This is a genomic window from Actinokineospora bangkokensis (genome assembly GCF_001940455.1).
Taxonomy (GTDB): Bacteria; Actinomycetota; Actinomycetes; order Mycobacteriales; family Pseudonocardiaceae; genus Actinokineospora; species Actinokineospora bangkokensis.
This window is the reverse complement of record NZ_MKQR01000026.1, coordinates 183667-191093: the sequence shown is the minus strand read 5'-3', so window position 1 is coordinate 191093 and position 7427 is coordinate 183667. Positions and strand designations below refer to the sequence as shown.

The following is a 7427-nucleotide window of genomic DNA, read 5'->3' as shown; positions in this document are numbered from 1 at the left end:
TCCCCGGCCTCGGCGACGCGGGCGACCGCCAGTACGGCGCCGTCTGACCCCCGTTTGTCCACACCCTCCCGGGCTTCGTCGCGATTTGTCGGTGCCTCGTGGAAGAATGGAATTCGGGGGTTCCCCGGGGCCTGTGGATGGTATTCCCCGGGGTCGCTTGTTCTGTGCTAGGGGATCTCGGTGTGCTCGGATGGCCTGATCGTCTTCGGGGAGCTGGTGGTGATCCTGGCGGGCTAGCTGGCGTCTGCGCACTGGCCCCGCTCCTGCGGTTCGGCGCACCTGGATGGCTTCGCTGAGCTGGGGCAACCTGTCGGTGAGGGTTGCCCGGCCGAATGCGGTCTGATCGTCCGCGCTTGCCTGTGGATGATTTTCCTGCACGCCGCCCCGATGTGGGAGAATGGATATCGGGGGTCCCCCAGGGTCTGTGGATGCGCGCTCGCGCGGCCCGGTCATTTCTGGTAAGCGCGGGTGTGGGGCCCGGGCTGTGGATGGTTTTCCCGCTTGTCGTCCCGGTGCGCCAGAATGGGTGCCGGAAGTCGGAAGCGACCAGTGGGGAAGGGGGTGGTGCCGCGTCAGCGGGTGCGGCTCCAGCCGCGGGTGTTGGCCTTGACCGCGAGCTCGTAGGTCTTGGCGCTGTCGAGGTCCGGGGGCAGGGTGCCGCCGAGTTCGAGGGACACGAGGCCGTGGACGATGCCCCAGCAGGCCATGGCCATGTCCTCGGGGCGGTCGGCGGTGAACTGGCCGGACTCGATGCCGTTGGTGATGACCTCCAGCAGCGGGGCCAGGGCGGCCAGGGCCTCGGCGGTGGCCTCGGCGTCGGGCTCGAAGCCGGGGATCACGCCGCCGAACATGACCCCGTAGAAGTGGGGGTCGGCCAGGGCGGACTCGCGGTAGGCGGTGCCCAGCTTGTCCAGGGAGTCGGCCGGGTCGCCGGTGGTGTCGACGGCGCGCAGGCGGGTGCCCAGGCGGCGGAACGCCTCCACGTACAGCTCGCGGACCAGGGCGGGCTTGCCGCCGAAGAGGGAGTAGACCGCCGTGGTCGAGGTGCCCGCGTCGGCGGCGAGCCTGCGCAGGCTCAGGGCCGAGGCGCCCTCGCTGGACAGCAGCTCGCCTGCGCGGTCGAGCAGCCGGACGCGCAGCGCGTCGTCGTGGGTCTTCGGTCGCGGCACGCCACGGAGCGTACCCGCCGCGTTGTCGAAGCCGCGTCGCCCTGGTACCACGGTGGTACCGTGGTGGTCATGGCCATGACGCTGCGGCTGACGGACGAGGACAACGCCCGCCTGGACGCCCTCGCGGCGGCCGAGGGGCGGTCGAAGCAGGAGGTCCTGCGGTTGGCGCTGGCCGACCGCTGGGCCAGACTGAACAAGGAGGAGCAGCTCAGCGAGGTGCTGGGCCGCGTGGTCCCGCGCTACCGGGGGCTGCTCGACAGGTTCGGCACCGCCTGACCGATCATGCCCCGGTGACCACGAGCTACCTCGACGCCGGGGACCTGCTGGTGCTGGCCGCCGCCGTGACCGGGGGCGACCTGGTCGTGCGCGACCTCGGCCTGCTCGACGCCGCCGCCCACCGCCCGCGCGCCACCGTGCTCGGCGTGGAGGCCTACGCGACGCTGTGGTCCAAGAGCGCCGCCCTGCTCGACTCGATCGTGCGCACCCGGCCCCTGGCCGCGGGCAATTGGAAGCTCGGCTGGATCGCCGCGGTCACCCTGTGCGACATCAACGGCCACTGGGTCGACGCGGACGACGACGAGGCGCTGGAACTGGTGCGCGAGGTCGGCCGCGGCGCGATCGAGGTGCCCGCCCTCGCCGACCGGATCGAGGCCTGGGCACTGCCCAAGCAGGCCTGAACCGGGCGCGCGCGGCGGTTCGGGTTGACCTGGAGCGCACTCCAGCTCCTACCGTCGACCCCGTGACCTACGCGATCGCCGAGGCGGCCCACCGCACTGGGCTGTCGATCGACACCCTCAGGTACTACGAGCGGATCGAGCTGATCGATCCCCCCGCCCGCGACTCCGGGGGCAGGCGGGCCTACACCGACTCCGACCTGGACTGGCTCACCTTCCTCACCAGGCTGCGGACCACCGGCATGCCCATCAGGCTGATGCGGGAGTACGCCAGGCTGCGCCACCAGGGCCCGGCCAGCGCGGTCCCGCGCAAGCGCATCCTCGAGCGCCACCGGGCGGACGTGCTGGCCAGGGTGGCCGAGCTGCGGTCCTGCCTGGAGGTCCTCGACTACAAGATCGACAACTACGAGCGGATGGCCGCGTGCGAGGCCGGTGCCCCGGCCGCTGCCGTCCCCGAGCTGCGGGAGGCGACCGCATGAGCATCCCCACCAGGGCGCTGGGCGCGCTGGAGGTCAGCGCGCAGGGCCTGGGCTGCATGGGCATGAGCCACGGCTACGGCGGTGGCGACGACACCGAGTCCACCGCGACCATCCACGCCGCCCTCGACGCGGGCATCACCCTGCTCGACACCGCCGACATCTACGGCGCCGGGCGCAACGAGGAGCTGGTGGGCCGGGCCATCGCGGGCCGCCGCGACGAGGTGGTGCTGGCCACGAAGTTCGGCATCGTGTCCATCGACCCGGACGCGGGCGTCGTCGTGCGCGGCGACCGCGAGTACGTGCGCGAGCGCTGCGAGGCGTCGCTGCGCCGCCTCGGCGTCGACCACATCGACCTGTACTACCAGCACCGCGTCGACCCGCGGGTGCCCATCGAGGACACCATCGGCGCGATGGCCGAGCTCGTCGAGGAGGGCAAGGTCCGCCACCTGGGCATGTCCGAGGCGGGCGCGGACACCATCCGCCGGGCCGCCGCGGTGCACCCGGTCGCCGCGCTGCAGAGCGAGTGGTCGCTGTGGACGCGCGACATCGAGGCCCAGGTGCTGGGCACCTGCCGTGAGCTGGGCATCGGCGTCGTGCCGTTCTCCCCGCTCGGCCGCGGGTTCCTCACCGGCCGCATCGCCAAGCCCGAGTACGGCGACGGCGACATGCGCGCGGGCATGCCCCGCTTCACCGGCGAGAACTTCGACCGCAACCGCGCCGTCGTCGAGGCGCTGGAGGCGCTGGCCGCCCAGCGCGGGGTGACCGCGGGGCAGCTGGCGCTGGCCTGGGTGCAGTCGCGCGGCGACGACGTCGTGCCGATCCCGGGCACCAAGCGGCGCACCTACCTGGCCGAGAACGTCGCCGCCGCCACCCTGGAGCTCTCGGCCGAGGACGTCGCCGCGATCGAGGCCGCCGCCCAGGGGTTCGCGGGCGACCGGTACGCGGGGGCCATGAGCAGGGCGGTGGGCCGGTGAGCGGGCTGCCGCAGCGCGCGCTGGGCGACCTGCGGGTCAGCGCGCAGGGCCTGGGCTGCATGGGCATGAGCGACTTCTACGGCGAGCGCGACGACGCGGAGTCCACCGCGACCATCCACGCCGCGCTCGACGCGGGGGTCACCCTGCTCGACACCTCGGACATGTACGGCCCGCACACCAACGAGGTGCTGGTGGGCAAGGCCATCGCGGGCCGCCGCGACGAGGTGGTGCTGGCCACGAAGTTCGGCGTGGTCCGCGACCCGGACAACCCGTCCGCGCGCGGCATCCGCGGCGACGCCGCCTACGTCCGCTCCGCCTGCGACGCCTCGCTGCGCAGGCTCGGCGTGGACCACGTCGACCTGTACTACCAGCACCGCGTCGACCCCGGCGTGCCCATCGAGGAGACCGTGGGCGCGATGGCGGAGCTGGTCGAGGCGGGCAAGGTCCGCCACCTCGGCCTCTCCGAGGCGGGCCCGGACACCCTGCGCCGCGCCGCCGCGGTGCACCCGATCGCCGCGCTCCAGACCGAGTGGTCGCTGTGGTCGCGCGACATCGAGGAGCAGATCCTCGGCACCTGCCGCGAACTCGGCATCGGGGTCGTCGCCTATTCGCCGCTCGGCCGCGGATTCCTGACCGGTCGCTTCGCCACGCCGGGGGATTTGTCGACCGGTGACACCCGTGGGACCCACCCGCGCTTTTCCGGTGACAACTTCGAGCGCAACCAGGCCATCGTGCGCGCACTGGAATCCCTCGCCGCCGACCGCGGCGTGACCGCGGGGCAGCTGGCCCTGGCCTGGGTCCAGTCCCGCGGCGACGACGTCGTGCCCATCCCGGGCACCAAGCGCCGCGGGTACCTCGCCGAGAACATCGCCGCCGCCACGCTGGACCTGTCCGCCGACGACCTCGCCGCCATCGAGGCCGCCGTCCCCCAGGACGGGCCCGCGGGCACCCGGTACCCGGCCGAGGCCCTGCGCGGCCTGGGCATCTGACCCCCGGAACCCGCTCGTCGAGGTCGCCTACCACAGGACCCCGGCGAGCGGGTTCCTCTGTCCACAGGTCCCGGGGATCCCCCGAGTTCCACTCTGCCGGCACGGGCCGACAGTTCCGGCTGGGCGGCGGGGGTTGTCCACAGGTGCGCCAAGTGCCGCTGCGGCAACGGTTTCCTGGCTGCTCCGCCCTTACCACAGATCACGCGCCTGCGGACGATCCTGTCCACAGGCCCAGGGGGACCCCCGATTTCCACTCTGCCACGGGGGCACGACAGTTCCGGGCACGGTGGTGGCAGTTGTCCACAGGGGTCGGGGGTGTCCTCCGCGGGAGCTGGCTGCCCGGTGCGCCCGAGCGGGGCGGGGGCGAGGTCACGCGGCTCCTACCACAAGGGCGGTGGGTGTGGGGTGATCCATCCACAGGGCCAGGGGGACCCCCGAATTCCATTCTGCCAGGTGGGGTGTGGGGGAGGTGGGGGTTGTCCACAGGGGGTCAGGTGGGGCAGGGGCGGAGGGCGGCGTAGGGGACGGAGACGTCGGGGTAGCGGGGGAGGGCGGTCAGCCTGGGGTAGGGCTGGGTGCAGCCGAGGACGGGGCCGGTGATCTGGGAGACCTGCAGGTAGACGCGGGCGCAGCCGGGGGTGCAGGTGGCGGCGAGGACCTCGGGGGTGGAGTCGCCGTAGACCTGGTTGAGGGCGAGGTAGCCCGCGGTGGAGGTGAAGGCGCGGTTGATGGGGCTCCAGGTGCCGGAGCGGCCGACGACGGCTTGGCCGACGACGCCGGTGGGGCCGGTGCCGCGGACGAGGCAGGCGGAGATGCCCGCGCCGACGCAGGTCAGGGAGCCCTGGTCGAGGGTGACGCCGGAGCCCGCGACGGTCAGCTCCACGACCAGGCTCAGCGAGGCCGAGCCGCCGATGCGCAGGCGGCCGCTGCGGCCGCCGGGGTCGCCGATGAGCTGGATGTGGGTGGTGCCGATGACCTCGGTGCCCAGGACGGTGCACGCCTCACCGGGGCGGCAGCCGTCGGCGCCGGTGCCGGGGGAGGTCGGGGCGGGCTGGCCCGCGGCGGGCGGTGGGTCCACTTGGGCTGCCCGGGCGGCGCCCCGGTGGCGCAACCAGGCGGCACCGCCCACTGAGGCCACCACCAGTGCGGCGCACAGCAGGGCCGTCCACAGGACTCCGCGTGGTACCCGTAGAAGCGGCAAAGCTGTCACCCCCGCTAGTGAAGCGCCCACTGCTCGACCATTATCCGCGATTGTGGGGGTTCTTACGGTTCCCCGGGGCTGCGGAATCCGTAAACTGCCCAGCAGCCCGCGCGAGTCAAGGAGGAACGGCGTGTCCGAGTCGAAGGCGTTGAGCAAGGTCCTCATCGCCAACCGGGGCGAGATCGCCGTCCGGGTCATCCGTGCTTGCCAGGACGCAGGCCTCGCCAGCGTCGCCGTCTACGCCGAGCCGGACCGGGACGCGCTGTTCGCCCGGTTGGCCGATGAGGCGTTCGCCCTCGGCGGGAACACCCCCGGCGAGAGCTACCTGGACATCGACAAGGTGATCGACGCCGCCAAGCGCTCCGGCGCGGACGCGGTGCACCCCGGCTACGGGTTCCTGTCCGAGAACGCCGAGTTCGCCCAGGCCGTCATCGACGCCGGGCTGACCTGGGTGGGCCCGGACCCGCAGGCCATCCGCGACCTCGGGGACAAGGTCACCGCCCGGCACATCGCCATGCGCGCCGGTGCCCCGCTGGTGCCCGGCACCAAGGAGCCGGTCTCCGGCGCGGACGAGATCATCGCCTTCGCCGAGGAGCACGGCCTGCCCGTGGCGATCAAGGCGGCGTTCGGCGGCGGCGGCCGCGGCCTCAAGGTCGCCCGCACCCTGGAGGAGATCCCCGAGCTGTTCGAGTCCGCGGTGCGCGAGGCGGTCGCCGCCTTCGGCCGCGGCGAGTGCTTCGTCGAGCTGTACCTGGACAAGCCCCGCCACGTCGAGGCCCAGGTCATCGCGGACAAGCACGGCAACGTGGTGGTCGTGGGCACCCGCGACTGCTCGCTGCAGCGCCGCCACCAGAAGCTGGTCGAGGAGGCCCCCGCGCCGTTCCTCACCGACGCCCAGCGCGCCGAGATCCACAGCTCCGCCAAGGCCATCTGCAAGGAGGCCGGTTACTCCGGTGCGGGCACCGTGGAGTACCTGGTCGGCGCGAACGGCGCCATCTCCTTCCTGGAGGTCAACACCCGCCTGCAGGTCGAGCACCCGGTCTCGGAGGAGACCGCGGGCGTCGACCTGGTGCTGGAGCAGTTCCGGGTCGCCGCGGGCGAGAAGCTGCGCTTCACCGAGGACCCCACCCCGCGCGGGCACTCCATCGAGTTCCGCATCAACGGCGAGGACGCGGGCCGCGGCTTCCTGCCCGCCCCGGGCACGGTGACCCGCTGGGTCGCCCCCGACGGCCCCGGCGTGCGGGTGGACTCCGGCGTGGAGTCCGGCACCGTCATCGGCGGGCAGTTCGACTCGCTGCTGGCCAAGGTCATCGTCACCGGCGAGGACCGCGACCAGGCGCTGGCCCGCTCCCGCCGCGCGCTCGACGAGCTGGTCGTGGAGGGCATGGCCACGGTCGTGCCGTTCCACCGCGCGATCGTGCGCGACCCGGCCTTCCTCGGCGACGGCGAGAAGTTCACCGTGCACACCCGGTGGATCGAGACCGAGTTCGACAACACGATCGAGCCGTTCACCGGCGCGGCCGAGGCGGGCGAGGACGAGCCCCGCCAGAACGTCGTGGTCGAGGTCGGCGGGCGCCGCCTGGAGGTGTCGCTGCCGGGCAACCTGGCCGTGGGCGGCGGCGGTGGCGGGGGCGGCGCGGCCGCCAAGGCCAAGCCGCGCAAGCGGGCCGGGGCCAAGGCCGGTGCCGCCGCGTCCGGCGACGCGGTCGCCGCGCCGATGCAGGGCACGATCGTCAAGATCGCCGTCGAGGACGGGCAGGCCGTGCAGGCGGGCGAGCTGGTCGTGGTGCTGGAGGCCATGAAGATGGAGAACCCGGTCACCGCGCACAAGTCCGGCACCGTCACCGGCCTCACCGTCGCCCAGGGCGAGACGGTGACGACCGGTTCGGTGATCTGCGAGATCAAGGACTGAGGCACCGGCGGAGGCCCTAGGATCCGGCC

Annotated in this window: 8 protein-coding genes; 6 read left to right on the top strand and 2 right to left on the bottom strand. The window is 73.1% G+C overall.

Annotated features, from left to right (window positions below):
- Window positions 1–572: 572 nt before the first annotated feature.
- Window positions 573–1169 (bottom strand): TetR/AcrR family transcriptional regulator, encoded by a 597-nt coding sequence (locus BJP25_RS23485; protein ID WP_075977173.1) that lies wholly within the window; start codon window positions 1167–1169, stop codon window positions 573–575.
- Between the two features lie 69 nt (window positions 1170–1238).
- On the opposite strand from BJP25_RS23485, the gene BJP25_RS23480 reads away from it, so the two are divergent.
- The 5 genes from BJP25_RS23480 (at window position 1239) to BJP25_RS23460 (ending at window position 4285) form a co-directional block, all read left to right on the top strand.
- Window positions 1239–1445 (top strand): ribbon-helix-helix protein, CopG family, encoded by a 207-nt coding sequence (locus BJP25_RS23480; protein ID WP_075977779.1) that lies wholly within the window; start codon window positions 1239–1241, stop codon window positions 1443–1445.
- A 14-nt stretch (window positions 1446–1459) separates the two neighbouring features.
- Window positions 1460–1846 carry a type II toxin-antitoxin system death-on-curing family toxin gene (locus BJP25_RS23475; RefSeq protein WP_075977172.1) on the top strand — a complete coding sequence of 129 codons (387 nt, stop codon included), beginning with the start codon at window positions 1460–1462 and terminating at the stop codon, window positions 1844–1846.
- Between the two features lie 62 nt (window positions 1847–1908).
- The gene (locus BJP25_RS23470) at window positions 1909–2322 is read left to right on the top strand and encodes a MerR family transcriptional regulator (RefSeq protein WP_075977171.1); all 414 of its coding nucleotides are present in this window, start codon (window positions 1909–1911) and stop codon (window positions 2320–2322) included.
- A complete protein-coding gene (locus BJP25_RS23465; protein ID WP_075977170.1) occupies window positions 2319–3296 on the top strand; it encodes an aldo/keto reductase in 978 nt (325 codons plus the stop codon). Before BJP25_RS23470 ends, BJP25_RS23465 begins: the two co-directional genes overlap by 4 nt.
- A gap of 59 nt (window positions 3297–3355) precedes the next feature.
- The gene (locus BJP25_RS23460) at window positions 3356–4285 is read left to right on the top strand and encodes an aldo/keto reductase (RefSeq protein WP_198943609.1); all 930 of its coding nucleotides are present in this window, start codon (window positions 3356–3358) and stop codon (window positions 4283–4285) included.
- 490 nt (window positions 4286–4775) lie between these two features.
- Here BJP25_RS23460 and BJP25_RS23455 read toward each other — a convergent pair whose 3' ends face one another.
- Entirely contained in the window at window positions 4776–5363 is a 588-nt protein-coding gene (locus BJP25_RS23455; protein ID WP_075977168.1) for a hypothetical protein, read from the bottom strand.
- Window positions 5364–5616: 253 nt separating this feature from the next.
- Here BJP25_RS23455 and BJP25_RS23450 point away from each other — a divergent pair, with 253 nt between their 5' ends.
- Entirely contained in the window at window positions 5617–7398 is a 1782-nt protein-coding gene (locus BJP25_RS23450) for an acetyl/propionyl/methylcrotonyl-CoA carboxylase subunit alpha (protein WP_075977167.1), read from the top strand.
- Window positions 7399–7427 lie beyond the last annotated feature (29 nt).

What these genes read in the sequence shown, in the direction of transcription:
- BJP25_RS23480 (WP_075977779.1), top strand. Translation starts at nt 1,239, where the DNA reads ATGGCCATGACGCTGCGGCTGACGGACGAGGACAACGCCCGCCTGGAC.
- BJP25_RS23465 (WP_075977170.1), top strand. Translation starts at nt 2,319, where the DNA reads ATGAGCATCCCCACCAGGGCGCTGGGCGCGCTGGAGGTCAGCGCGCAG.
- BJP25_RS23460 (WP_198943609.1), top strand. Translation starts at nt 3,356, where the DNA reads ATGGGCATGAGCGACTTCTACGGCGAGCGCGACGACGCGGAGTCCACC.